Genomic DNA, 24816 nt, shown 5'->3' on the forward strand with positions numbered 1-24816 from the left:
ACGGTCAAACGGGCATTTTTATGGTGGTTCATCCGGGCTCTTTGGGGTCTGGAGAGGTGTGGTAACCACCATTTTCCAAAGATGTCCCGGATGAACAACGTACAGAGAGATCACAACTAACAGTCGACTCTACCCCGTCGATTTGCCCCGTCGATTTGCCCCGTCGGTTTGCCCCGTCGATTTGCCCCATCGGTTTGCCGCGTCGGTTTGCCCCATCAATTTGCCCCGCCGTTCATCCCGTCGGTTTATCCCGTCGGTTTATCCCGTCGATTCGCCCGGTCAGTTCGCCCAGCCCACGTTTCCGCGCGCCCGCACGCCACGCCGGCGGAATCAGTACTTCAGCCGCAGCTCTTCCACCGTCGGCTGCTGCAGCGCGTACCAGTCCTGGAACTCTTCCTCGGTGATCTCATCGGGCGCGTACACCGCCACCGGGTGCCAGTCGTGGTCGGTGGGCAGCGGCTGGCGCGGGCCGGCACGCAGGCTGTAGCTGACGCCCTCGTAGTCGACCAGGTCATCAACCTGCGGCCACTGCTCGCGTGCGAACGCGGATTCACTCTTCAACAGGATCACCTGGTACATCGGCACCTCCACCTCGGTTGGATCAGGAAAACACGGCGCTGGCGGCAGCATACCGCCACGCCGGTGACAACGGACACGCCGCAGCGGCGACGGAACGTTCTGGACACGGCCATCGCCCCGGCTTCACCCGCCCATGGCAAGGCCATCGGCATCGTGGAGGCCCACCCCTGCCACGACCGCCGATGACCGACCACCCGCCGCTGAAGACCGTCGCCGACCTCAAGCTGCCCCGCTACCTGGGCACCTGGTACGAAATCGCACGCCTGCCGATGCGCCACGAGCCGGAAGGCTGCACCGATGTGTCGGCGCACTACACCCTGCTCGACAACGGCAACGTCGGCGTCACCAACCGCTGCCGCATGGACGGCGACGTCGAGGAAGCCACCGGCGAGGCCTGTGCCGTCGACAACGACAGCGCGCGCCTGGAGGTGAGCTTCCTGCCCAAGGGCCTGCGCTGGTTGCCGTTCGCCAAGGGCGACTACTGGGTGATCCAGATCGCTCCGGACTACAGCGTGGCGCTGGTCGGCAGCCCGGACCGCAAGTACCTGTGGCTGCTGGCCCGCGAACCGCAGCTGGACGCTACCGTGCAGGACCATTATCTGGCCACCGCCCGCCTGCAGGGCTTCGATCTGTCCGAACTGATCCACACCCCGCACACCGGTCGCCCCACAGCCTGAGCCGCCCACTCATGGACCTGAAGAGTGGCTACCCGTGGTGGGCGGTGCGCAACGGCCTGATCCACGCCTTCCCACCGCTGGAGCGGGATCTGCGCTGCGACGTGCTGGTGGTCGGCGGCGGCATCACCGGTGCGCTGATTGCCGACGAGTTGTCCGGGCATGGCCACGACGTGGCGGTGATCGAGCAGCGTGACATCGGCTGGGGCAGCACCGCTGCCAGCACCGCGCTGCTGCAGTACGAGATCGACACCCACCTGCTGGAACTGGCCCAGCGCTATGGCCAGGACGCCGCGGCGCTTGCCTACCGGGCGTGTGCGGAAGCAATCCCAGCGCTGGGCGACGTGGCACGCGGGTTGAAGGACGTGGATTTCCAGCGCATGGACAGCCTGTACCTGGCCAGCCGCCATCGCGACGTTCCGCGCCTGATGGCCGAAGGTGAGGCGCGGCGAAGCATCGGCCTGGATGCCCGTTGGCTGGGCCCGGAGGCACTGCAGGAACGCTTCGACGTGGACGCCGGTGGTGCCCTGCTCACGCGCCAGGCGGCGCGGGTCGATCCGTATCGGCTGACCTATGCACTGCTGCAGCGCCTGCGCCGGCGCGGCGGCCACGTGCATGACCGCACGGTGCTGCACAGCCTCGACGCCACTGCGCGCGGGGTGACCGCCCGTACCGAAGACGGTGCCACCATCCGCGCACGCCACGTGGTGCTGGCCATGGGCTATGCCAACCAGCGCTGGCTCAAGCAACGGGTTGCACGCAACCGCAGCAGCTACGCCTTCATCACCGATCCCATCGATGCGGACGTGCTCGGCCGGCTGCGCACCACCATGGTGTGGGAGAGCGCCCGCCCCTACCTGTACCTGCGCGCCACCGGCGACCGTCGCCTGCTGGTGGGCGGGCTGGACGACGCCATCGACATCCCCGCCCGCCGCGACCGGCGCGTTCAGAGCAAGGCCGACAAGCTGATGAAGCAGCTGCTGCATTGGTTCCCACGGCTGGACCCGGTGCCGGCGTTTTCCTGGGCCGGCACCTTCGCCGAAACGGCGGACGGCCTGCCGTTCTTCGGCCCGCACGATCAGTGGGGGCCGCGGGTGCACTTCGCCATGGCCTACGGCGGCAACGGCATCACCTATTCGATGATCGGCGCGCAGCTGCTGCGGGCCGGGATCGAGCGGCGGGCGCATCCGCTGGCGGGGCTGTTCGGGTTCGGGCGCTTGTAGCCTGCAGCCAGGCATGGCCTGGCTCTACCGCGAGCGGGCGCCGACAGGCATCATTCAAGCAGCCCCTGCTAGCGTCGGCCTGTACCGCCGCGTGTTGCGCGGCCATCTGTCCGCTGGAGCACCGTCATGATCCGCCCCCTGACCCTGCTGCTGTGCCTGGCCCTGCCGGGAACCGTGCTGGCCCAGTCCGCCGCCGGCGCCACCGCGCCGCAGGCTGCCGGCCTGGACCTGACGCTGCCGCAGGCGCCGATGCGCTACCTCAACGACCCGGCCCTGCAGCAGGATCCGCCGGGCACGTACTACGGTGACAAGAGCGGCCCGCGCGTGCACGACGACGCGAAGATTGCCGACGTCACCGACGACAAGGTCAAGGTGTCCGGCAGCTTCACCACCGGCATCGGCTATTCCAAGAATGGCGGCAACAGCCACTACAACGCCGCCACGCTGAACCTGAGCAAGAACTACACCACCGATGAGGGCAAGACCCACGGGGTCAACGTCAACATCCACGTGAGCGAGGGCAAGGGCCCGGGCTTCTTCGGCCCGTACGGCGGCTACTACGGCCACGGCCCGGGCTATTGGGATTACCCGCCGCCGTTTGGCTGGTAACGCCCCGCGTCGGCCTGGGCCGACCAAGGTCGGCCACTACCGCTGCGTACGCCTGGTAGGTGTCGACCTTGCATGTGCCGGTGGGTGTCGACCTTGGTCGACACGCTCTGCATTCCGTGCCGGCCAGCGGCCGGCACCTACCCGCACGCGAATCAATCCAGCCAGCCATCGCGCTCGCTGTGCAGGATGCGGCCGTCATAACCGCTCAGGCGCACCTCCACCTTCTGGTTGCGGGCATTGCGGGCTTCCAGCGACCAGGTCGCACCATCGCGTTCCAGCGAATGGATCTCGCGCAGGCCATGCGCCTGTGCCCGTGCCAGCACCTGCTCGGTGGTCAACAGCGCGCGGCTGCTGTGCTCATCGAAGATCTCGCCGGTCTTCGGGTCCGCGTAGACCTCGCTGAAGCGGCCATCGGCGCGGCTCACGTCAGCCTCCCACAGGCCATCATCGCGTTCGATCTCGTGGATCTGGGTGTAGCCGGCCTTGCGCAGGGTCTGTTCAACCTGGGCCATGCCCAGCGGCGCAGCCTGTACGGCCGGCGCGACGGCCAGCAGGGCAACAGTGGCGAGGGTGAGTGACTTCAACATGGGGGTTCTCCTGTTCGTGTTCGTGGCCGGACCATCCCGGCAACGCCACAATGCACCCCGTGGTTAACAGTGCCTTAGCCGGCACTGTTAGCCAGCTGTTAGTCACCTCCGCCACACTCACGCCTGGTCCTACAGTCCTCCCCGCGCCCCGATGCTCTCCACCCTGCCCCTGCTGCTGGCCCTGGCCAGCGCCCCGACCGCCGCCGCGCCCGCACAGGACCCGGCGCAGCAGGTCGCGCGCCGCGCCGTGCAGCAGGGCCGCTACGTGCCATTGGAAAGCGTGGTGCGCGATGCGCTCAAGCGCTTTCCGGGCCAACTGCTGGAAGTGGAGCTGGACGACGGCGTCTACGAAGTGGAGATCCTGCGCAGCGACGGCGTGGTGGTGGAGCTGGACTATGATGCGCGCAGCGGAAAGCTGCTGAAGACGGAGCTGGACGACTGATGCGCATCCTGTTGGCCGAAGACGATGCCGCACTGGCACAGCGCCTGGTGCCCCTGCTGGAACAGGCCGGCTACGTGGTGCACGTGGTCGCCGACGGCCGCCAGGCCGAGGAGATCGGCCAGATCGAAGACCTGCAGGCGGCCATCGTCGACCTGGGCCTGCCCGGGCTGGACGGATTGAGCGTGATCGAGCGCTGGCGCGGCAACGGCCGCAGCTTCCCGGTGCTGGTGCTGACCGCACGCGGGCGCTGGCACGACAAGCTGGCCGGCTTCGACGCAGGCGCCGACGATTACCTCACCAAACCGTTCCAGGCCGACGAACTGGTGCTGCGCCTGCGCGCCCTGATCCGCCGCAGCCATGGCCACGCCAGCCCGCGCCTGCACTGCGGACCACTGCAGCTGGACGTCAACGCTGGCCGTTTCGAGCTGGACGGCCAAGCGCTGTCGCTCAGCCCGCAGGAATTCCGCCTGCTCAGTTACTTCATCCACCACAGCGGCCAGGTGATCGGCCGCGACCGCCTGGGCGAACAGGTGTTCGACGGTGGCCACGACCCGGACTCCAATGCGCTGGACGTGCTGCTCGGACGCGTGCGCCGCAAGCTCGGCATCGACCTGATCCAGACCGTGCGCGGCCAGGGCTGGCGGCTGGCCGCGCCGTGAGCCGGCAACCCTCCCTGCGACGGCGCCTGCTGCTGGCTGGCGGCGCCGGCCTGCTGCTGGTTTCGCTGCTGGCCAGCGCGCTGCTGGGCGAACTGTTCAAGCGCAGCGCGCGTGACCGCCTCGACCACGAACTGCAGCAGGACATGCTGACCCTGCTGGCGCAGGCCGAAGTGGACCCCGAAGGACAGCTGCGCCTGCGCCAGGAACCGAATGACGCGCGCTTCCAGCGCGTGTTCTCCGGTGCCTATTGGCAGATTGCCGGTGCCGATGGCCGTGTGCTGCTGCAGTCGCGCTCGCTGTGGGATGAAACCCTGCCGGCCATGGCCACAGGTGCGGCCACCCGCAATCTGGCTGGGCCACTACAGCAATCCCTGCGTGCACGCGTGCAGCAGGTGCGCCTGCCGCGCGCCAGCGCACCGTTCGTCGCCGTGGTTGCCACCGACCGCAGCGCGCTGGATGCGGATGTGGCCGCGTTCCGCAAGCGCACCGCCATCGCGCTGGGTGTGCTGGTCGCGGCCTGGCTGGCGGTGCTGGCCAGCCAGGTGCACTTTGGATTGCGTCCACTGCACCGCCTCGGTGCACAGCTGGAACGGGTTCGGCGCGGCGATGTGCAGCGCATCGAGACGCGGGGACTTGGGGCGGAAGTCGCACCACTGGGTGAGGAACTCAACGCGCTGCTGGACCACCAGCAACGCATGGTCGCGCGCGCGCGCACCAGCGCACAGGATCTGGCGCATGCGCTGAAAACCCCGATGAGCGTATTGGCCACCGAGGCCGACGGCGACGGCAGGGACTGGCGGGCGACCGTTCGTGAGCAGAGCGCCCGCATGCAGGCCAGTGTCGACCGCTACCTGGCCGCTGGGTTGGCCGCCGACCATCGCCAACGCACCGACGTGGCGACTGTCGCGCAGGCGCTGTGCCGGCTGATGGCACGCGTGCATGGCGAACGCGGCATTGCGTTCACAGCGGAAGGCATTGATCCGGCGCTGCAGTTCGCCGGTGCCAGTGCGGATCTGGAAGAGATATTGGGTAATCTGTTGGACAACGCCGGGCGGTGGGCGCAACAGCAGGTCACTGTCGAAGCGGAAGCCCACGACGGGCAGTTGCGCATCGAAGTGCGTGATGACGGCCCTGGCCTGGCGGCGGATGCGCTGTCACAGGTCACACAGCGTGGTGTACGCCTGGATGAGCGCGAGGGCAGCAGTGGATTGGGGTTGGCGATTGTGAGCGATATCGCCGCCAGTTATGGCGGGCGCCTGGCGCTGGAAAATGCGCAGCCCGGCCTGCGCGCAGCGTTGTGGTTGCCGGTGGGGTGAAGCGGCCAACCAAACGGTGGGTAGTGCCGGCCGCTGGCCGGCAACCACGTGGTCACCGGAAACGCCCTGCGGAAGCCGGCCAGCGGCCGGCTCTACCAAGCGCCAATCCGGCCGGTCGCCGTACGCCCGGTAGGCGTCGACATTGGCCAACCCAACGATGGGGAATGCCGGCCGCTGGCCGGCAACCGCGTGATCAGGGAACGCCCCGCGGAAGCCGGCCAGCGGCCGGCTCTACCAAGCGCCAATCCGACCGGTCGCCGTACGCCCGGTAGGTGTCGACCTTGGTCGACACACATCAAACATCAACGGTGATGCATCCACCAGCAATCAATCGCGTCCAGCACGATGTGGATGATCAAACCGATGCCGAACAACCGCGTTTTCTTCGGCACGCACAGGCCTGCATACACGGCAATCGCCGGTGCGGTGTGCAGCGGATGGAAACCGATGCTGCAACGGTTCGGTGCGTAGATCGGGTCGGCCAGCAGGTGGTCCAGGTCGATGATCCAGCCCAGCAGCATCAGCAGCCACGCCGAAGCAAAGCGCTTGCGCCAGAACAGCCATGCCAGCAGGGCTGGCACGGCGGCATGCAGGAACAGGTGGAAGATCGCGCGGACGCTCATCTGCAACGGTGGCGCCGGGCAGGCCCGGCGCCGTCCATCAGACCAGCGGTTCGTCGGACAGGTAGGTGTAACCGGTCAGGCCGGCTTCCAGCGCCTCCGACAACTCCTGCGCACGTTCCGGCGACAACTGGGCCTCGGCCACGCGCTGCGCATAGGTCGCACGCAGTTCGTCCAGGCGGTAACCCACGTAATCCAGCATCACGTCGGTGGTGTCACCACGGCGCTGCTGGGTGATCGCGTAGCCATCGGCATCGGCCAGCACTTCCACCGCGTCGGTATCACCGAACAGGTTATGGATGTCGCCCAGGATCTCCTGGTAGGCGCCGACCATGAAGAAGCCGATGCGGTAGCTCTCGCCCGGCTTCATCTTGTGCAGCGGCAGCGAGCTGTCCAGGCTCTCGTTCTCGACATAGGTTTCCACCATGCCGTCCGAGTCGCAGGTCATGTCGGCGATGATGCCGCGGCGGTCGGGGGTTTCGTCCAGGCGCTCGATCGGCACGATCGGGAACACCTGGTCGATCGCCCACACGTCCGGGATCGACTCGAACACGCTGAAGTTGACGAAGTACTTGTCGACCAGGCGCTCGTTCAGTTCGTCCAGCACCGGGCGGTGGCTCTTCTCGTCATAGCTCAGGCGCGCACGCACGCCGTGGGCGATGGCGTAGAACAGGTCGTCGATACGCGCACGCTGCGGCAGGTCGATCTGGCCCAGCGCGTAGCTGGCCAGGCCTTCGGCGTGGAAATGCTGCGCTTCCTGGAACAGTTCCACCGCCGGGCGCACGTCCAGCTCGTCGTGGATCTCGCGCAGGTGGCGAATCGCCGCCGGTTCGTCGTCGTGCTGGTCCGGCACGCGGCCTTCCTGCGCCTCTTCCACTTCCGAGACGTTGGCGATCAGCACCGCGTGGTGTGCCGTCATCGCGCGGCCGCACTCGGTCACGATGCGCGGCGGGGTCAGGCCGAACTCTTCGCACGCATTGGCCAGCGGCTGCACGATGTTGCTGGCATAGGAATGCAGGCCGTAGTTGATCGAGCAGAAGCTGCGCGAACGGGTGCCTTCATAGTCCACGCCCAGGCCACCGCCCACATCGACGTGGGTGATCTTCGCGCCCAGGCGCGACAGCTCCACGAAGTAGCGGGTGGCTTCGCGCATGCCGTTGGCGATGTCGCGCACGTTGGAGATCTGCGAGCCCATGTGGAAGTGCAGCAGGTTCAGGCAGTCGGCGTACTCGGTGTCACGCAGCGACTTCCACAGGTCCAGCAGCTGGCGCGGCGACAGGCCGAACTTGGCCTTGTCACCACCGCTGTTCTGCCACTTGCCGGCGCCCAGCGAGGCCAGGCGCATGCGCACGCCCAGGCCCGGCTTCACGTCCAGCGCCTTGGACTCTTCCAGCACCAGCTTCAGCTCGGACGGCTTCTCGATGACGATGAAGGTCTGCAGGCCCAGCTTGCGGCCGATCAGGGCCAGGCGGATGTACTCGCGGTCCTTGTAGCCGTTGCAGACGATCAGGCCACCCGGGCGCGACAGCGCCAGCACGGCCATCAGCTCGGGCTTGCTGCCCGCTTCCAGGCCGAAGCCCTCGCCGTGGTGGCTGGCCAGGGTGCCGGCCACGCCGCGGGTCTGGTTGACCTTGATCGGGTACACGGCGGTGTAGCCGCCGCTGTACTCCCAGTCCTGCTGGGCCTGGGCGAAGGCCGCCTGCAGCTTGCCCAGGCGCTGGCCGAGGATGTCCGGGAAGCGCACCAGCAGCGGCAGCTTGGCACCGGCCGCGCGCGCAGCATCGACCACCTTGGGCAGCGACACCACCGGGCCGTCCGCCCCGGTCGGTCTCACCACCATGTGCCCGGCCTGATCCACGTCGAAGTAACCGTCCGCCCAATGCGGGATCGAGTAGGTCTTGCGGGCTTGGTCGAGGGACCAATCGGTCATTTCAGTCGGCCTTGTTGGCAATAAAAGGGGGGGCATGATAACGCCTATATGCCCACAGGTTCGTTATCATGCGCGCCCGCGCCCGTGACAGGTTCCAACCTGAACGGGCCGATCCGTCCGGATGTGGCATCTGTGCCACGCGGCCCCGCCCGCCAGCCCGGCTCCACCCCTCCGAACAGGACTGTTTTCCAATGACTGACAGCAACAACTGGTACATCGAACACTTCGAGCGCACCGGCTCGGCCATCGGCTACCGCATCACCGGCAAGCTGGACGAGGTGCAGTCGCCGTTCCAGAAGATCGAGATCTTCCAGACCACCGACTGGGGCAACCTGATGACCATCGACGGGGCCATCATGCTGACCAGCAAGGACAACTTCTTCTACCACGAGATGATCAGCCACCCGGTGCTGTTCACCCACGCCGCACCCAAGCGCGTGGTGATCATCGGTGGCGGCGACTGCGGCACCCTGCGCGAAGTGCTCAAGCACACCGGCGTGGAGAGCGTGACCCAGTGCGATATCGACGAGCAGGTCACGGTGATGGCGCGCAAGCACTTCCCGGAACTGTGCGATTCCAACGACGACGCCCGCGCCGAGCTGCTGTTCGACGACGGCGTGGCCTACATGGCCAACTGCCCGGCCGGCAGCGTGGACGTGGTGATCGTGGACTCGACCGACCCGGTCGGCCCGGGCGAAGGCCTGTTCAACAAGGCCTTCTACGAGAGCTGCTTCAAGGCCCTGAAGGACGACGGCATCCTGGTGCAGCAGTCCGAGTCGCCGCTGATGCAGCTGGAGCTGATCAACGAAATGCGCGCCGAGATGGGCAAGGCCGGCTTCGGTTCGTTCAAGACCCTGCCGTTCCCGCAGCCGTGCTACCCCACCGGCTGGTGGAGCGTGACCATGGCGCGCAAGGGCGACAGCAGCTTCGACTTCCGCCAGGCCGACTCGGCCGCCAAGACCTTCAACACCCTGTACTACACCGCCGCGCTGCACACCGGCGTGCTGGTGACCCCGCCGTTCGTACAGGCGGCACTGAAGTAAGGCGTGCCGACCAACGGTCGGCACCCACCCATGCAAAAGAAAAACCCGCGCTGGCGACAGCGCGGGTTTTTTCATGTTCCGGTAGTGCCGGCCGCTGGCCGGCAACCTCATGTAACGATCAGAGCGCCCAGATACCGGCAATCACCGCCACCACCAGGCCCCACTTGATCAGCTGGTAGGCCACCACGCTGCGCTCGCGCAGTGCCTTGGCCTTCAGGCGCACCTTGTAGACGCTGCCGAACGCCTTGTTGACGCCACCGGTCGGGTCACCCGGCAGGTTCGGCGAGGCGCCACCGGCCAGCAGCGTGGCCGCCACCGCGCGGTTGAACAGGCCCGGCAGGCCGAAGCGCAGCGGGCGGGCGATGTCGCAGAACAGGATCACCCGGTCATCGGGCGTCTCGTTGTGCGCGTGGTGGATGTAGGTCTCGTCGAACATCATCCACTCGCCATCGCGCCAGCTCTTCTTGATGCCGTCCACTTCGATGTAGCAGCCGTCGTTGTTCGGCGTGGCCAAGCCCAGGTGCAGGCGCAGCGAACCGGCGAACGGGTCGCGGTGCGGACGCAGCTCGCTGCCCGACGGCAGCTGCGCGAACATCGCCGCACGCACGTCCGGTAGGGACTCCAGCAACGCCGTGGTCTTGGGGCACATCGCCTTCGCCGACGGGTGCGACGGGCCGTACCACTTCAGGTAGAAGCGCTTCCAGCCACGGCGGAAGAACGAGTTGAAACCGGCATCATTGAACGTGCTGGACGCGGCGATCTTCTGCGCGTCGCGCAGCGCCAGCGCTTCATCGCGGATCATCTGCCAGTTCTGGCGCAGCGGCTCCAGCTGCGGGAACTCCTTGGCCGGGTCCAGGAACGGCGTGGTCGGCACCTTCGAGAACATGTACATGACCACGTTGATCGGGGCCATGAAACTGGAGTGGTCCAGCAGCTGGCGCGACCAGCGCGCGCGGACCTTGCCACGGAAGTGGATGTACAGCACGCAGGCGACGAACAGCGCTGCAATGACGATTTTGATGATCAAAGCACTTTCCTCCAGCCGCGGCCGGAACGGGAATCGGGGCGATGCACGGCCTGGTGGCCAGCATCGGTAAGGAACGCGGCAGGGAACGGGGACGTGCCGAAGGGTGCGGCCGCCGATGTCGCGAATTAACAGCTTATGGTCGGCAGGCCGTGCGTCGGGGTCAAGCCGGACGTGCGCGACGTTCAGCGGGCCGCGGATGAACGAACCGATGCGGCGCCCAACCTATTGATTCGGAAAGAACCGTCGACCAAGTGAGACATAATTGTCCGATTGAGCGCGACGAACTGTTCCAGCCACGCCCCTGACATTTCTCCGACAAATCGTGGAATAGCGAACTGGCGAGTACTAAAATTAACGAAAACTTAGTAACTCCCTGTAACACCGGTTCGCTTGACGCTTTGCGCCACCCACCGGGTCGTCCGAGACCCCGACATGTATCTTCCTGCTCTGCCCCCCTCCTCCTGCGGCGATGAGGCCGCCACCCCGCTGCTGCTCAAGCGCGGCGAACGCTTCCTGGCCCCTGACGTCTATCGCACCTGCCTGGACGGGCGCGAGGCAGTCATCAAGGACTATTCCCGCTACCGCGGCACTCCCGTTTCGCTGATCGCGCGACTGATGGTGCGCCGCGAGGCCCGCATGCTGCAGCGCCTCGGCGGCTGGAAGCACGCCCCCGCGCTGCTCGGCACCCTCGGTGGCCTGGCGCTGGGCATGGAATTCATCCCCGGCCAGACCCTGAGCACCGCGCAGGCCGTGGGCAATGACGTGTTCGAGCAGCTGCAGCACGCGCTCAGCCGTTTGCACGCCGCCGGCATCAGCCACAACGACCTGCATGGCACCAACGTGGTGGTCAGCGGCGGCGTACCGGTGCTGCTGGACTTCACCTCGGCCTGGCGCGCTCCACGCTGGCTGCGCCGCAACCCGCTGAGCCGGCAACTGAGCCGCAGCGACATGAAGAACTTGCTGAAGATCCGCCAGCGCGTGACCGGCCAGGCGCCAAGTGCCGCGCAGGCCGCACTGGTGGCCGACCCGGGCTGGGTCGCGGCCGTGCGGCAGGGCTGGAAGCGGTTCTATAAGTGGGCCAAGCGGCGGTAAGCGCCGCGTCTTTCGGGCGGCGATGGATCGCGAGATGAGATGGGACAGCGCCGGGGGGCTGCGTGCCCCGACGGGGACGATGCCTCGGGGGGGGCGTGCGCCGATGGGGACGACATCTCGGCGGCTGCGTGCGCCCTATCAGGTAGAGTCGACTGTTAGTCGACTGCTCTTCGTTCCGAAGCCGAAAAACCCCGCGCTGCGCGCGCAAGTCGACTAACAGTCGACTCTACCTCGTCCCATTCCGGCATCCCTGTCGTGTGCCGGCAGCCCGCGGCGCGCTTACAACGCGTCCGCGTCCAACTCACCGGTACGAATACGCACCACACTGCCCAGGTCGTACACGAACACCTTGCCGTCACCAATCTTGCCGGTGCCGGCGGCCTTCACGATGGCCTCAACCACGGCCTCCACCTGGTCATCGGTCACCGCCACTTCCAGCTTCACCTTCGGCAGGAAATCGACCACATACTCCGCGCCACGGTACAGCTCGGTGTGGCCCTTCTGGCGACCAAAGCCCTTCACTTCCGTCACCGTGATCCCAGTGACCCCACGCTCGGCCAGCGCTTCGCGCACGTCGTCGAGCTTGAACGGCTTGATCACCGCCATGACCATCTTCATCGTCTATCTCCTGTCTTCCGGCGTGGAGGATAGCGCCTGAACGCGGCCCGTGCGAAGCCGCTGCCGCCTGTCCGGGCAGTGGGTGCCAGCAGTATCCTTGTGCCTGAATGGCCTGCCCGCGCCGGATGCACGGGCCCACCCCCACGGAGCACCCCATGATCGACCTGAATCAAATCGATGACCTCGCCCGTCGCCTCAGCGACCTGGTGCCGCCGGGCCTGCGCGAATCGCGCGAGGAACTGCAGGCCACCTTCAAGAGCGCGCTGCAGGCCGGCCTGGCCAAGCTCGACCTGGTCACCCGCGAGGAGTTCGAAGTGCAGCGCGCCGTGCTGCTGAAGACCCGCGAAAAGCTGGATGCGCTGGAAACCGCCGTGCGCGAGCTGGAAGGGCGCGGCGCCGCAGAATGAAAAAAGGAGGCGCACCGCGCCTCCCGTTTACAGATTATTTCCCGGATGGGGCCTTGCAGCAAGGCCCACCGGGCGCCCTAGACTCGCCGGCCTGTCAATCCGGCAGGACACGCGGGGGCAGCAGCGATGGCGCAGGACACCGATTGGACACCCGTTTCGCATGACACCTGCGACCAGGTCGCCGGGCCGTTCTATCACGGTACCCGCGCTGATCTGGCGGTGGGCGAGCTGCTGAGCGCGGGCTTCCGCTCCAACTATCGCGACAGTGTGGTGATGAACCACATCTACTTCACCACCATTGCCAAGGGCGCCGGGCTGGCTGCGGAGATGGCCCGCGGTGAAGGGCGGCCGCGCGTGTATGTGGTGGAGCCGACCGGGCCGTTTGAAGACGACCCGAACGTGACCAACAAGAAGTTTCCCGGGAACCCGACGCGTTCGTATCGGAGTGCGCAGCCGTTGCGGGTGGTTGGGGAGATTACGGAGTGGGAGCTCTACGACGCGGAGTTTATTCGGCAGTTGAAGGCGTTCGTTGCTTCGGGGAGTGGAGAGATCATCAACTGATGGCCTGCTGGCGCTGGGCGTTGCGCACTTCTTCATCGGCTTCATAGATGTCCAGCCCGAGCTCAATGCCGCGCTCACCCAAGGCGAGCAGCGCGCGAGGCGAAAGCGAGACACCATCATTGCTGCTGCCCATGAAAAGGCCACAGAACAGATCAGGCCGGAAGCGTGCCAGAGCCTGCCATACGGCGAGATCGCCGGTGAGTTGATCGAGGATCTCGAAGATCTGCGCTTCCAGATCTTCAGGCTCACGACGCTCCGCATCAAGTCGCCAGCCCCCGGTCCTGGCGATACGCACGGTGCCTGATTGGTTGCCTCTGAGTTCCTGGCCCTTGTGATGCGATGCGGTTGGAGTCGCTCCGAGCAAGGCACTGACTTCTTCGGGCAGGAGGCCGTCTCCGAAGAATCGGAGGGTTACCAGGGAATGATCGAATGCTGACATGGGAATCCAGTTGTCCCTTCGGAATCTCTTCCAATCCACACGTCTCATCGACGTTAGATCAGTTACCCGCCATCGACCCTGAATGAATTATTCGACGACTAGCTAACGAAACCTTCAATGCCGCGATCAGAAAAGCGATCCAGCCCAAAGCAGTGCAGAGATATTTGCGCCGCCGATCGCGTGAGCTTATAGGTCAAATCAAACGGCTTCTCGTATATGTCCGACGCAATTTTCAACATATTTGCACCTGACTCACTGCCGCGCGACGGATTCTTTATCCCCATGATCATCAATCCGTTGGCCATGAATATATTCTTCTGCTGGGATGTAGCGAGTCCGCCCGGGTGCGGATCTGAGAGCAGCTCAATGTCTTTCAAATATACTTTCGATATGATATCTGCGAGACGAAGGTACTCATCGACGGCAATATCCCTTCTAGCACATGCATTGAATAGTTTGCCAACGAATTCTGGCTTTTTCTCTGAATCAAGTCTATCAATCAGGTCGAGGATAGCTGTTCCCGCCGCCTCGGTACCGCCCTTTTTTCGGGATATATCTTCAATGACGCGATCCCGCTCCTCTTTTGATGTCTGTCCAATAACCTTAAGAAATTTGTATATCTTTGCAGCAAATATCCTGGCACTGATTGATGTAACCGCATCATTAGCCTTCATTATTAAGCCAAAGAAAGGGATGTCTTTGGCAAGCCCATCATCGAGAAGGGAGTCGATAGCGACCTCCCCAACCTCCAGGGTGAGGTCAATTAAAGACGGGCTTTTCATTGACTCTACAACAGATGTTTCAATGGTCGCTGGAAGATTGGCCATAGCCTTCTAGAATTTTAGTTAAGCCGCGCCGCGAAGCGGCGTCGGCCTGGATGAATTGTTAGCCGATTTGCTCAATCCACATGTTCGCTTGCCGCTTGCCATTCAACCAATCCGCATAGGTAATCATCCTTTTCCAAGACTGATCATTATCCAACTGCTGGATGCGAGAACTCGACTCATGGGCATTGGAAACCTCAACGAATCTTCTGGCTTGATTGGTGAAACCACGCCGAATCTTCATTGGGCGCCCCATATAGCCGCCCCTCTGATCATCGTCAGCGACAAAAAGAATCCTATCTTCACCATCCGCATTAAAAGTAGGGTCACGAAAAACATCGCCCAGCTTGTGAACTACGTGGCGCTCAGCCTCAATGTAAGACTTGGGCAGGTACCAGATCTTGTACCCAAGCACCTTTTCGCCACCACGCCCTTCTATCAGCTTATCGACATTCATCTCGCAACATGACTGTCGACACCAAAGCTCGGGGATAACATCAACGAATATGGGCGCCCCCTTGCTGATTGACTTGCAAAAGTCTCGAACTTTCGCGTCTATTTGCCCCGGGGTTGTCAGCCCATCAAGCTCCATCAATTGCTCCTCTCGGCTAATTATCTAATAGACGACCCCAGGGTCCGGCTATACAGCTTATCCGCAAAACAGCGCATGGCGGCCTTTCACCTTAATGCAGTTCGATCCTAGACCGACCATGCGCAGCTGACAAGCCAGCGCGTACCCGGACCCGGCGGTGGGCTCATTGACCGAGCCAATGTCCTTTATGTTTCGCATGACGCCCTGTGGCCAGATGCGGACACTCGCAATATCTCAACCACGCCCAGCCACGAAGCGGTTTGGCCCTGAGAGAATGTTCGAGCCGGCCCCTACTTGAACATGTCCAAAAAGTCCTCGTCTTCATGCTGCTGCTTCCACGTGGAGAGTACGCAGAGACTCATCCCACTACGCATGGCAACCACCTGGAATCCTACGAGTTCATTCTTCGTGACACGCTACTGCAAGGCGATTACCGGCTAGCGGCTTTGGTCTCTGGAGCAGCTCCAAGCCGGAACTAGGCATCTACTTCAGCGATTCGTCATTCCCGCCTTTCCGCCTGGATATGGATAGACGAAACACCGGAAACCAAGGAATGATTGGACCAAGCATCCAGCTCTTCCGCAATTGAACCACTCAGGAGCCATCCGCGGCCGGTGCACTGTGCCGAAGCCAGGGCAAGAACCACAAACTCAGGCCACGATTGCGCAGCATGACGGGAGCAGGCACTCACCATGAAGCCGCCCTTGTGATATGGCTCGGCGTGGAGATTGCTGACTTCAAGACCTGCTTGCTCAAACATCCGCGCCGCGACCTTGAGAGCCGCCTGCTGCGATGTGCAACTGGTGAACAAGCGCCAGTACAACTCCATGAGCCCACAATCTTCCAAAAGGCCCTCTGGGCGCGGTCCCTACTTATAGCAGAAGGCGCGCACGACCTTTCCCCTCTTACCACCCGTGGTGCCAGCATCAAGGAACAGATGGTTGAAGAGCACCCACGGCTTGAACAGTGAGCACCCTGGCATGAATCCCGAGAAGATCACCTTGAGCTGGGGCCGGAGAATCGAGAAGCCCTTGTTCGGCCCTCTATGTTCCTGTCGCGCGCCGCCATCAATGCACAGGCTCCGCCTTCAGCGCGCTTGAATCCCTGCGCATCAGGTACAGCGCAACCAGGAACGGCCACAGCGAGTTGATCGACGAGAACAGCCGCTGGGTCAGCCCCCTGAAGCCCTCCGGATCCGCTCCCACCACGTTCAACCAGAGATAGACGATGCCCGCGATGCTCACCATAGCGGTCACGGCGTACGCCCTTCGGTTGGCCGACCACGCGCTCAATTCGATGTGCGACATCGCCGGTGCAATGATGTTGGCGATACCGATGGTGTAGAAGCCGTGCATCGGATGGCCCATGGGCCAGAGCCCGTTGGTCAGCATGGAAATGCCAAAGACCAACCAGCAGATTGCACCTACTGCAATCCGGCGACCGGACTCCCGCCATACCCCGATGGAGAACGCCACGAAGCCCATACCGGAGCCGATAGCCGCAATCCTGCCGCAGATGCTTGCAAGCGTTGGCGCCTGCAGCAGCTCGCTGGCGTGCTGGGCAAGCGGGTTGTAACCCGGCGCGAACAGGGCAGCAACGCTGGTCCAGAACAGGAACCACGGAAGCGGGAGCAGACCCGCAGACAGAAGAAGTCGATTGCGGCGTAACACGTACAGTGATCCTTGTAGCGGCCTGCGCCAGTGGGTGGAGTCCGTTCAAACGCCGCAGAACCTTCCTGCTGCGGGCAGGATAGTTCCTGGTGACTACAACGGTAGTCAGATTCTGCGTGACGCCCCACGGGGTCAATAGGCAGAAAGTCACTCACGCATGGAGGCGAATTACGCGGCATCCATCAGCGACCGTCAGACCAATGCTGTCGCATTTGCCGCGCCCTACATCTCTGACGGAAGGTTCTGACGACTCCGTTCCAGAAGTGCCGCTGCGCCTAGCACACCAAGGCTCTCGCCCCTTTCCACGCTATGCGACAATGCCAAAAGCGTCTCGGGTTTTGGCGGCATTGACCCCTACCCGTTGGCATTCCGAACAACAGCAGGTAATCGTTACTGCGCCACCGTGCATCGGTGGTCGGGACTCGAAAACCCGTTTTGTTGGGAAGTAGTTTGCGCTTGCCAGCCGGCACCACCGCGCGTGGTGCCGGCTGGCAATCCGTCTGCCGGCTATGGCGGGCGGGGCGTGGGGGTCTTGTACCCGCCGGTTCCCAACATCCGGTTTTCGAGCCACGCTCTGCCCGCCACCTTTATCGGTGGCGGCTTCTGCCTGCTTGCACGGAGCCCGCCATGACCACGCCGCACTCCCCTCCCCCGCGCCCGATCCAGGAAGCGCCGTCACGCGCTTCGGCCCCAGACCGCAACAGCCTCATCGCCATCCTGCACGCCATCGGCGCGGGCGCTGCGGCCGACGGCCAACCCTGGCCCGAGCAGCATCACCTGCGCAGCCGGCAGATGGCGTTGTCCGACGCCGACTGCGCGCTCACCGGCCAGCGCATCGTGCAGGAGATCCTGCTGGCGGCCGAGCGCACGCGCCAGAACGGTGAGCCTGAGCAGTACGTGGGCGACCGGGTGATGGAGGGGCTGGTGATGGCCGATCTGGCGCTTACTGCGTTCATCCACGAACGGGTACGGCCCAAGGACTGAGCGCGCTTGTGGCGCGTACGTTTCTGCCTGTGTCTGGGGTGACAAATGAAGAACCACGGCCTTGCCGCTGCGGCGGTGTGCGCCTCGATCATGGCGGCGGTGTGGATGGGGTGGCCCGAGCCTGCGGGCGATCAGGTGTGGGCCTACCAGAAGCTGCGGCCGGCCGATTACCGCCTGCTGCACAGTGATGCACTTGGCTTCGTGACCGCGAAGGCCCACGAGGGCTTTGAACTGCACGCGCGCCATGCCGGGGCGACGTCCTTCGAGATCCGGTGCAAGGGCGTGCTGGTGATGGCCGTGGAGAACGCGCCCTCGCGCGTGCTGATCCGCATGCCTGCCGATGCACGGTGGCGGGCGCCGGACATCGAGCGTCTGCGCACCAGCTTCGAGCGTTGGCTGGATCTGCACCAGAGCCAGGGGCGGTTGCTGGTGGAAAGTGCGGGGCCTTCGTGGGTTGAGGCACGGCTTGGGCGCCTTGACAGGTCGGTGCCTGATGACCAGCGCTGCGTGTTCAGGGACCCAGGCCACCCTCGGCTGGAATCTCCCTCGTCATTCCGCCTATCCAGCAGACCATTGCAGGCAGTGGAAGGAATGGCAGCATCATCCTCGGCATTGCTCCGAAATTCCAAAAGAGCCGCGTGAATCACGTGCCCTCGGCACCGTTTCGGCGCAACTTGTGGCTGCGCAGAAGCCCCGCTAGCATCGGCTCAACGGTTTTTCCCGTTCTGCCCCCGCATCCATGATGGAAGCCCCCGTGACCGAATCGACCGCCACCGAAGTTTCAGCCGAAGCCGCATCCCACAAGGGCGAATTCTTCCTGATCGACGCAGGCTTGCTGAGCAACGGCGGGGTACCCGGTATAGAGATCGCCAACGAAGACAAGCTGATCGATCCGGGGATGAATGTCATCTCGCGTCCTGATGGAACGCCAGGCCAGTATCCGGAGCGCCCCCACCTGGTTCATGTGCCCGAGAAGGGCGCAATGCCACGCGATCTGGAAGAGCTCGCTGGCATCTGGATTGTGTCGGAACCGTTGAAGCAGCTGTTTGAGCAGATGGACCCCCAGGCGTTTGCCTTTGTGGCCTGCGACTTCAGCCTTGCCGACGGCAGCCCCGGGCCCCAGTACTACCTGGGCAATGTGCTGCGCAGGCTCGACGCCCTGGATGAAGCCTCGTCCCGCGTGAGAATCAAGCTCGACCACAATTATCAGACCGGCGAGGACGAGAAGCTTTACAGCCTCGTCGGCGGCGCCAGCCTGGTGTTCAAACAGGACGTTGTGGGTGATGCCCATATCTTCCGCCAGGATCGCATGGGCGCACCGCCCATCTGCGACCGCGCGATGTTTGATGCATTGAATGCCGCCAACTTCTCCGGCGTACGGCTGCGCGATGTAGCCGATCTCTAGGACGAGCTCCTTCAAACGGATTCTTGAATGAGGTGGTGCGCATGGCCGACACACCGGTTTTCCAGGGACACCATCTGATCGAACAGAATGCGTTCGAACAAAGCCAGCTGCTGAAGTCGCTTGCCAGGAGTGGTCATTTCACGCTCCACGGTTCCGACAACATCCTCAACCTGCCCGCGAACCCCGCGCTGGCAACCCGGTTGGGTATATCGCCGCACTCGGGCGGCCCGTTGAGTGCGTACTCGGATCAACTGAAGTTCGTTCTCGACGACCTCGCAGAAACCTACGATGGCCGAGCGCTGTTGGCGAAGGATTCTGCGCCGGATGTGCGCGCTGCCGCCGCCGAGCGTATGGCTGCCCGCATCCAGAACCTGGAGTTCACGCTTCGCGCCGGCATCCTCAACGGCGACCTGGTCACCAACACGCCGGAGAACATGACCCCGGCCGAAGCCAACGCCAGGATCCGCACCTTCTTCGCCGATCTGGACGGCTACCAGCGCACCCACGCCGCGCAGATTGCGGAACTGAAGACCCTCAACCCGACCGAGTTGCGCTGGCGCGGCGTCACCCACTCCGAAGCCAACGTGACGGCGGCGCTGGATGCCATCGACCAATCCGGCAACTCCACCCTGAGCGAGCGCTGGGGGGGCCGCGCATCGTTGGGCACCGCAATCCAGGAGGCCAACCAGGGCGGCCGCCTGCCGCTGAGCGAGCACACCGCGGCCCGCGTGCGTACGGCGTTCAACCCGGAGATGCCACTGACCATCGTGCGCCCTGGCCCGGCAACCACCGCTCCGGAACTGGCCGGCTCTGCTGGGCGCGCTGGCGCTGCGGAAGGCGCCGCCGAAGCTGCCGCCGCGCGCGGACAGATCACCGGCGCGCGCGTACTCGGGGCCGCGGGTGTTGCCGCACTGGCCGTGGACTTCGCCATCACCGGCCACCGCGTGGCCGAGTTGCACAGCGAGGGCAACAACGCCGGCGCAAAATCCGCGGCCACCCACTTCGTGGGGCGCACTGCAGGCGGCTTCGGTGGCGGCTTCCTGCTGGGCGCGGGGTACGGATTGTTCACCGGATCGTGGACCGGGCCAGGTGCGCTGGCTACCGGGCTGCTGGGCGGCGTGGCCGGTGGCTTCGGCGGTGAGTACTGGGCTCAGTACCAGGACAAGAAGGCGGTTTACACCCAGGTGGACCGCAGCGGCAACGAATGGAGCCACGATCCGGAAGATGCCAAGGGCACCTGGAGCCGCAGCGTGCGCACACCGCAGCCCGACGGAAGCTACCGCGAGATCACGATGGTCGCCGGTGGCCGGCTGCTGGATGAGCTGAACTACAAAGCCGCCAACGACTCATATTCACTGGGCATGGCCAACCTGCCCAAGCCGCAGAACCCCTTCAAGCTTGATGCAGGCGGCGAGAGCACGCCGCCGCGCGAGCCGTTTGAAACCAACCGCCACTACGTGCGCAATCCGCACAACGGCGAATGGAACCTCTCCATCCACGCGATGATTGATGGACGCGTCCCTTTTGACTACAGCGTGCCTGTCAGCCCGGAAAAGTCGGGCCAACTGGAACGGGAATCGCAGCGCATCATTGCCCAGAACGCCTTGAACACGCCGGAGGCGCTTGCCGCCCGTTACCAGGTGGCGTTCAACCAGTACAACTGGCACGAGTTCGCCACCATTGAGCCGGTACCGGAGGTGATCACCAACGCGCTGACCCAGACGCAGCCCCTGCGCGCTTCCAACGGCGAGAAGTACACGCAGGACGCCAACGGGCAGTGGCAAACGCCGGGTTGGGTGTACGGCACCAACCCGGCCGAGGGCAGCATCGTCGAGGAGCTCAATCGTACGCGCCAGAGCCAGCAGGCCGGCGTACAGGAGCTGACGTCCATGGCCGACATCGCCCGGGCCAACCCCACGCCAACCGAATACGGCCTGCGCAGCCAGGTGGTGGACGCCTACCGTAGTGCCGGCATTGTGCGCAGTGCAGAAGAGATTGATGACGCCGTAGCCGCCGTTGCCCAGGATCACGCACGCGCCGTGCCCGACTTCGGTACGTTCATGCTGCAGGTGCAAAAGGATGGCTCGCTGGCCACACTGGCCGGGAAAGATGACGAGCGCATGCAGATCGTCTGCGTCACCACGCCACAGGAGATTGCCCAGGCACACGTGCAGCGCTCGACTGCGGAGCAGCAGCCCGCGGATGCCCTGCCGCGCGCGCCAACTTCACCTGAGCCCGCACCGAGTGCATCGCCGCCACACACCTCCAGGCCTGCCACGCAGCACGACGCTGACGTAGACCGGCACCACGGCACGGCCCTTCGCCCAGATGGCAGCGGGCTGCTGGAACAGCTGCGCTCGTCGGTAGCCATGCTGGATGAGAAGAACAACAAGCCGTGGGACCAGAGCAGCGACCGCCTGCTGGCCAGCGCCTACCGGCTTGCAGCAGAAGCCGGGTTCAAGCCCGGCGACCAGGTAGACATGGCACTGAGTGAAGCCACCGAAACCCGTGCTGCGGGCGCCACGCTGTTCGTGACGCGCTCAGGACCGGGCGCGTCATCGGACCCCGCCGCCAACCGGGTGCAGATGCCAACACAGGAGGCCCTGGCGGTCGCACCGGAGCAGCAGTATGCAGCGGCCAACCGGAGCCTCGGCGCTCAGGATCAGGAGCAGTCGCAGCAGCTGGCACAAGCGCAGGAACGGCAGCAGGAAGAGAGCCGGCAGGGGCCGCGGTTGGGTTGATGGCAACGTGACGCTTGGGTTCTTCATGAGAACGCCAGGGTTCCTGCCTGGACGGAATCAGGCGAATGCTCCCTCCGAACATCTCAAGCCTTCCGGGCGTTAGCCCGCACTCCCGAGCGTGCCCATTGCTGGGAGTGTCACGGCACTACCGCTCTGATCTGCGAGGTCATACACCACCAATGCCTCGTCTCCAGTTCCGGCGCGGCACTTCAGCGCCCCCCTGTTGTCCCAGGCGGCGGACCCTCCCGTCATCTCGAATCCATCGGCATGGCCCACGCCGTTGCATACCAACACGCTCATCCCAAGCTCCCGCGCGACTGTTGCGTAGTGGCGGTGAGCCCGCTCCATACCGATCATGTTCTTTGCAACACTGGCAACGTAGACCGTCGCTCCCGCGTCCTTGGCCCGCAGTGCACTTTCCATCTGTAGCGACTCGAAGCAGATGGCGGGGACCAGAATTTCCTGCCCAATGGTTACTGACAGGGACGTGGTTCCTGCCTTGAAATAAGGTAGTTCGTCGGGATGCAGCATCTGCTTGGTGTAGACAGCCGGTGCCTGACCGCTGCGGAAGACGAACATGCCGATCTCCGGCCCATCCTTGCCGCGATACGGCCCGCCGACTGCGACCAGAATCTGGTGCTGATCGCTCAGAGACTGGAATACCTCCAGATGCGCGTCACTTGGGATCATTGCCAGCTGTTCGGCCAACCGTGGCTCATAGCCGGTCAGCGACATCTCCGGAAAGAAGACCGCCGCACCGCCACACGAGGCGGCTCGTTCAATGAAGTGCACGTGCCGTTCGATATTGCCATCGATGTCGCCAGGAGCTGATCGCATCTGTGCTGCAACAATCTTCATTCCATCCTCTCTACTCAGACGCAGGCCGAAGCAAGAACCGCCTCGTACGCTGATTATGCAACCGCCGGTTGAGTGCATCCATCGGGGATCGAGGCGCGATTTTGACGCTTCAGCGAGGCGACTCCTGATGCGCAGCGATGACTATTCAGAGCGAAGGATCGCCCTTGACCGGAATCCCCCTAGCCGTTTCACCCGCAATGCCCGATGGCGCCGTGCCGAATGCCTGCCGCACCATCGAACATCCATCCGCAGGAAACCACACATGAGCCTGGCGCTGGTCCACAGCCGTGCCCGCGCCGGGGTCGATGCCCCGCTGGTGCGGGTGGAAGTGCATCTCTCTGGCGGCCTGCCTGTCACCCAGATCGTTGGCCTGGCCGAAACCAGCGTGCGCGAATCCCGCGAGCGCGTGCGTGCCGCCCTGCTCTGCGCGCGCTTCGACTTTCCGCAGCGGCGCATCACGTTGAATCTGGCGCCTGCCGACCTGCCCAAGGAAGGTGGTCGCTACGACCTGGCGATTGCCTTGGGCATTCTTGCGGCCAGCGGCCAGGTCGATCCACAGTCGCTGCTTCAATACGAGTTTCTGGGCGAGCTGGGGCTGACCGGCGAGCTGCGGCCGGTGGCCGGTGCACTGCCGGCCGCGATTGCAGCCGCTGAAGCCGGTCGCATCCTGGTGGTACCGCCAGGGAATGCCGCAGAGGCAGCCTTGGCCGAGCACGCCGATGTGCGTGTAGCGCGTACGCTGCTGGAGTGCTGCGCCGGGTTGGGCAATCCGCGCCTGTTGCCGCCCGTGGAACGCGTGGACACGACACCGTTGCCACTACCCGATCTGGCCGACGTGCGCGGGCAGGCGCATGCTCGGCGCGCGTTGGAAGTGGCCGCAGCGGGTGGGCACCATCTGTTGTTGATCGGCAGCCCTGGCTGCGGCAAGACGCTGCTGGCCTCGCGCCTACCCAGCTTGTTGCCGGATACCGAAGAGACTGAGGCGCTGCAGCTGGCCGCGATTGCATCGGTGAGTGGCGAAGGGCTGGACCCAAGACGATGGCGGCAGCGGCCCTTTCGGGCACCGCATCACAGTGCCAGTGCGGCGGCGCTGGTAGGTGGGGGCAACCCGCCCTGCCCCGGTGAGATATCACTGGCCCACCATGGAGTCCTCTTCCTTGACGAGCTTCCAGAGTGGAACCGCAGCGCACTGGAAACCCTGCGCGAGCCACTCGAGTCCGGCCACATCCGCATCGCCCGCGCGGCACGCAGCGTACAGTACCCCGCGCGGTTCCAACTGGTGGCCGCGATGAATCCCTGCCCGTGCGGCTGGGCCGGTGATCGCAGCAACCGCTGCCTGTGCAGCGATGAACGGATCAACCGCTATCGCGCACGGGTGTCCGGTCCGTTGCTGGACCGCATCGATCTGCATATCGGCGTGACGCGGATGGACGCGGTGGAGCTGCGGGAGAGCACGCCGCTGGGTGAGCCCAGTGCTGCGGTACGCGCACGGGTGGAAGCCGCCCACGCCCGGCAGCAGGCGCGTGGCGCGCTCAATGCGCATCTGCCGCCAGCGGCGCTGCGGGCGTGCACGAAGCTGAGCGAGGCCGATCAGGATCTGTTGGAGCAGGCCATCGAGCGTCTGCAGCTTTCGGCACGTGCGATGCACCGGATTCTGCGGGTGGCGCGCACGATTGCTGATCTGGCGGGTTGCGAAGTGATCCAGACAGCGCATCTGGCTGAGGCTATTGGTTACCGGCAGTTGGACCGGGGAAAGCCCTAGAAGCACCGTCCCGAGTGGTCGTTGGTAGAGTCGACTGTTAGTCGACTCGCGCGCGAAGCGCGGTATCTTGGTGGGCCGACGCGAAGAGCAGTCGACTAACAGTCGACTCTACCAGGAGCGGGTCATGGCCGCCTGGCGGCGCTAATGCCGCCCC

At 64.5% G+C, this 24816-nt stretch carries 27 protein-coding genes; 15 read left to right on the forward strand and 12 right to left on the reverse strand.

Annotated elements, in window-relative coordinates; genetic code table 11:
- Window positions 1-330 precede the first annotated feature (330 nt).
- Window positions 331-579, reverse strand: coding sequence for a hypothetical protein (locus tag AC5P9F_RS15870; RefSeq protein ID WP_006474562.1), 249 nt, complete (start codon window positions 577-579; stop codon window positions 331-333).
- A gap of 182 nt (window positions 580-761) precedes the next feature.
- Between AC5P9F_RS15870 and AC5P9F_RS15875 the strand changes: the two genes are divergently transcribed.
- The 3 genes from AC5P9F_RS15875 (at window position 762) to AC5P9F_RS15885 (ending at window position 3085) form a co-directional block, all read left to right on the forward strand.
- Window positions 762-1256 carry a lipocalin family protein gene (locus tag AC5P9F_RS15875; RefSeq protein WP_164225731.1) on the forward strand — a complete coding sequence of 165 codons (495 nt, stop codon included), beginning with the start codon at window positions 762-764 and terminating at the stop codon, window positions 1254-1256.
- Between the two features lie 11 nt (window positions 1257-1267).
- Window positions 1268-2476: an NAD(P)/FAD-dependent oxidoreductase gene (locus tag AC5P9F_RS15880; protein ID WP_012481468.1), complete on the forward strand. Its 1209-nt coding sequence runs from the start codon at window positions 1268-1270 to the stop codon at window positions 2474-2476.
- A gap of 126 nt (window positions 2477-2602) precedes the next feature.
- Window positions 2603-3085 (forward strand): hypothetical protein, encoded by a 483-nt coding sequence (locus tag AC5P9F_RS15885; protein ID WP_164225730.1) that lies wholly within the window; start codon window positions 2603-2605, stop codon window positions 3083-3085.
- 152 nt (window positions 3086-3237) lie between these two features.
- On the opposite strand, the gene AC5P9F_RS15890 is transcribed toward AC5P9F_RS15885, so the two are convergent.
- Window positions 3238-3672 carry a PepSY domain-containing protein gene (locus tag AC5P9F_RS15890; protein WP_308679363.1) on the reverse strand — a complete coding sequence of 145 codons (435 nt, stop codon included), beginning with the start codon at window positions 3670-3672 and terminating at the stop codon, window positions 3238-3240.
- Window positions 3673-3823: 151 nt separating this feature from the next.
- Here AC5P9F_RS15890 and AC5P9F_RS15895 point away from each other — a divergent pair, with 151 nt between their 5' ends.
- From AC5P9F_RS15895 to AC5P9F_RS15905, 3 genes are read left to right on the forward strand one after another with little or no spacing between them, the layout of a single operon-like run.
- The gene (locus tag AC5P9F_RS15895) at window positions 3824-4114 is read left to right on the forward strand and encodes a PepSY domain-containing protein (protein WP_033834860.1); all 291 of its coding nucleotides are present in this window, start codon (window positions 3824-3826) and stop codon (window positions 4112-4114) included.
- The gene (locus AC5P9F_RS15900; protein ID WP_005414726.1) at window positions 4114-4773 is read left to right on the forward strand and encodes a response regulator transcription factor; all 660 of its coding nucleotides are present in this window, start codon (window positions 4114-4116) and stop codon (window positions 4771-4773) included. The genes AC5P9F_RS15895 and AC5P9F_RS15900 overlap by 1 nt, the downstream gene beginning before the upstream one ends.
- Window positions 4770-6089, forward strand: coding sequence for a sensor histidine kinase (locus tag AC5P9F_RS15905; protein ID WP_164225729.1), 1320 nt, complete (start codon window positions 4770-4772; stop codon window positions 6087-6089). The genes AC5P9F_RS15900 and AC5P9F_RS15905 overlap by 4 nt, the downstream gene beginning before the upstream one ends.
- Before the next feature lie 302 nt (window positions 6090-6391).
- Here AC5P9F_RS15905 and AC5P9F_RS15910 read toward each other — a convergent pair whose 3' ends face one another.
- Window positions 6392-6712, reverse strand: coding sequence for a DUF6122 family protein (locus AC5P9F_RS15910; protein WP_059035666.1), 321 nt, complete (start codon window positions 6710-6712; stop codon window positions 6392-6394).
- A 37-nt stretch (window positions 6713-6749) separates the two neighbouring features.
- Complete coding sequence (gene speA / locus AC5P9F_RS15915; protein ID WP_005411370.1) at window positions 6750-8639, reverse strand: arginine decarboxylase; 1890 nt, start codon at window positions 8637-8639, stop codon at window positions 6750-6752.
- 191 nt (window positions 8640-8830) lie between these two features.
- Between speA and speE the strand changes: the two genes are divergently transcribed.
- Window positions 8831-9682, forward strand: coding sequence for a polyamine aminopropyltransferase (gene speE, locus AC5P9F_RS15920; RefSeq protein ID WP_005414731.1), 852 nt, complete (start codon window positions 8831-8833; stop codon window positions 9680-9682).
- A 118-nt stretch (window positions 9683-9800) separates the two neighbouring features.
- Here speE and AC5P9F_RS15925 read toward each other — a convergent pair whose 3' ends face one another.
- The gene (locus AC5P9F_RS15925) at window positions 9801-10706 is read right to left on the reverse strand and encodes an aspartyl/asparaginyl beta-hydroxylase domain-containing protein (RefSeq protein ID WP_024957655.1); all 906 of its coding nucleotides are present in this window, start codon (window positions 10704-10706) and stop codon (window positions 9801-9803) included.
- 435 nt (window positions 10707-11141) lie between these two features.
- Between AC5P9F_RS15925 and AC5P9F_RS15930 the strand changes: the two genes are divergently transcribed.
- A complete protein-coding gene (locus AC5P9F_RS15930) occupies window positions 11142-11801 on the forward strand; it encodes an RIO1 family regulatory kinase/ATPase domain-containing protein (protein ID WP_043034268.1) in 660 nt (219 codons plus the stop codon).
- A 279-nt stretch (window positions 11802-12080) separates the two neighbouring features.
- On the opposite strand, the gene AC5P9F_RS15935 is transcribed toward AC5P9F_RS15930, so the two are convergent.
- Window positions 12081-12419 (reverse strand): P-II family nitrogen regulator, encoded by a 339-nt coding sequence (locus AC5P9F_RS15935; protein WP_005411374.1) that lies wholly within the window; start codon window positions 12417-12419, stop codon window positions 12081-12083.
- A gap of 155 nt (window positions 12420-12574) precedes the next feature.
- Here AC5P9F_RS15935 and ubiK point away from each other — a divergent pair, with 155 nt between their 5' ends.
- The gene (ubiK, locus tag AC5P9F_RS15940; RefSeq protein WP_005411375.1) at window positions 12575-12826 is read left to right on the forward strand and encodes a ubiquinone biosynthesis accessory factor UbiK; all 252 of its coding nucleotides are present in this window, start codon (window positions 12575-12577) and stop codon (window positions 12824-12826) included.
- A 126-nt stretch (window positions 12827-12952) separates the two neighbouring features.
- A complete protein-coding gene (arr, locus tag AC5P9F_RS15945) occupies window positions 12953-13387 on the forward strand; it encodes an NAD(+)--rifampin ADP-ribosyltransferase (RefSeq protein ID WP_044571000.1) in 435 nt (144 codons plus the stop codon).
- On the opposite strand, the gene AC5P9F_RS15950 is transcribed toward arr, so the two are convergent.
- The 5 genes from AC5P9F_RS15950 to AC5P9F_RS15970 all read right to left on the reverse strand — a co-directional run bounded on the left by AC5P9F_RS15950 (window position 13380) and on the right by AC5P9F_RS15970 (window position 16912).
- Entirely contained in the window at window positions 13380-13826 is a 447-nt protein-coding gene (locus tag AC5P9F_RS15950; RefSeq protein ID WP_012481476.1) for a DUF4279 domain-containing protein, read from the reverse strand. The two genes, arr and AC5P9F_RS15950, sit on opposite strands and share 8 nt — an antisense overlap.
- A 98-nt stretch (window positions 13827-13924) precedes the next feature.
- Window positions 13925-14653 carry a hypothetical protein gene (locus AC5P9F_RS15955; protein ID WP_197638249.1) on the reverse strand — a complete coding sequence of 243 codons (729 nt, stop codon included), beginning with the start codon at window positions 14651-14653 and terminating at the stop codon, window positions 13925-13927.
- 58 nt (window positions 14654-14711) lie between these two features.
- A complete protein-coding gene (locus AC5P9F_RS15960) occupies window positions 14712-15107 on the reverse strand; it encodes a hypothetical protein (protein ID WP_143566062.1) in 396 nt (131 codons plus the stop codon).
- A 634-nt stretch (window positions 15108-15741) separates the two neighbouring features.
- The gene (locus tag AC5P9F_RS15965) at window positions 15742-16071 is read right to left on the reverse strand and encodes a hypothetical protein (RefSeq protein ID WP_012481479.1); all 330 of its coding nucleotides are present in this window, start codon (window positions 16069-16071) and stop codon (window positions 15742-15744) included.
- A 238-nt stretch (window positions 16072-16309) separates the two neighbouring features.
- Window positions 16310-16912 (reverse strand): DUF998 domain-containing protein, encoded by a 603-nt coding sequence (locus AC5P9F_RS15970; protein ID WP_012481480.1) that lies wholly within the window; start codon window positions 16910-16912, stop codon window positions 16310-16312.
- A 627-nt stretch (window positions 16913-17539) separates the two neighbouring features.
- Here AC5P9F_RS15970 and AC5P9F_RS15975 point away from each other — a divergent pair.
- The 4 genes from AC5P9F_RS15975 to AC5P9F_RS15990 all read left to right on the forward strand — a co-directional run bounded on the left by AC5P9F_RS15975 (window position 17540) and on the right by AC5P9F_RS15990 (window position 22042).
- Window positions 17540-17896: a hypothetical protein gene (locus AC5P9F_RS15975; RefSeq protein ID WP_043034263.1), complete on the forward strand. Its 357-nt coding sequence runs from the start codon at window positions 17540-17542 to the stop codon at window positions 17894-17896.
- A 135-nt stretch (window positions 17897-18031) separates the two neighbouring features.
- On the forward strand, window positions 18032-18538 hold the full coding sequence (locus tag AC5P9F_RS15980; RefSeq protein ID WP_258391028.1) for a cold-shock protein: 507 nt from the start codon (window positions 18032-18034) through the stop codon (window positions 18536-18538).
- Between the two features lie 100 nt (window positions 18539-18638).
- Window positions 18639-19301 carry an imm11 family protein gene (locus AC5P9F_RS15985; protein WP_024957931.1) on the forward strand — a complete coding sequence of 221 codons (663 nt, stop codon included), beginning with the start codon at window positions 18639-18641 and terminating at the stop codon, window positions 19299-19301.
- Window positions 19302-19342: 41 nt separating this feature from the next.
- Window positions 19343-22042 (forward strand): XVIPCD domain-containing protein, encoded by a 2700-nt coding sequence (locus AC5P9F_RS15990; protein WP_308679372.1) that lies wholly within the window; start codon window positions 19343-19345, stop codon window positions 22040-22042.
- Window positions 22043-22141: 99 nt separating this feature from the next.
- Here AC5P9F_RS15990 and AC5P9F_RS15995 read toward each other — a convergent pair whose 3' ends face one another.
- Window positions 22142-22900 carry a carbon-nitrogen hydrolase family protein gene (locus tag AC5P9F_RS15995; protein WP_308679373.1) on the reverse strand — a complete coding sequence of 253 codons (759 nt, stop codon included), beginning with the start codon at window positions 22898-22900 and terminating at the stop codon, window positions 22142-22144.
- 262 nt (window positions 22901-23162) lie between these two features.
- Between AC5P9F_RS15995 and AC5P9F_RS16000 the strand changes: the two genes are divergently transcribed.
- The gene (locus AC5P9F_RS16000) at window positions 23163-24662 is read left to right on the forward strand and encodes a YifB family Mg chelatase-like AAA ATPase (RefSeq protein ID WP_012481486.1); all 1500 of its coding nucleotides are present in this window, start codon (window positions 23163-23165) and stop codon (window positions 24660-24662) included.
- The last annotated feature ends 154 nt before the right edge of the window (window positions 24663-24816 follow it).

The organism is Stenotrophomonas sp. YJH_SMC_4 (assembly GCF_059371575.1).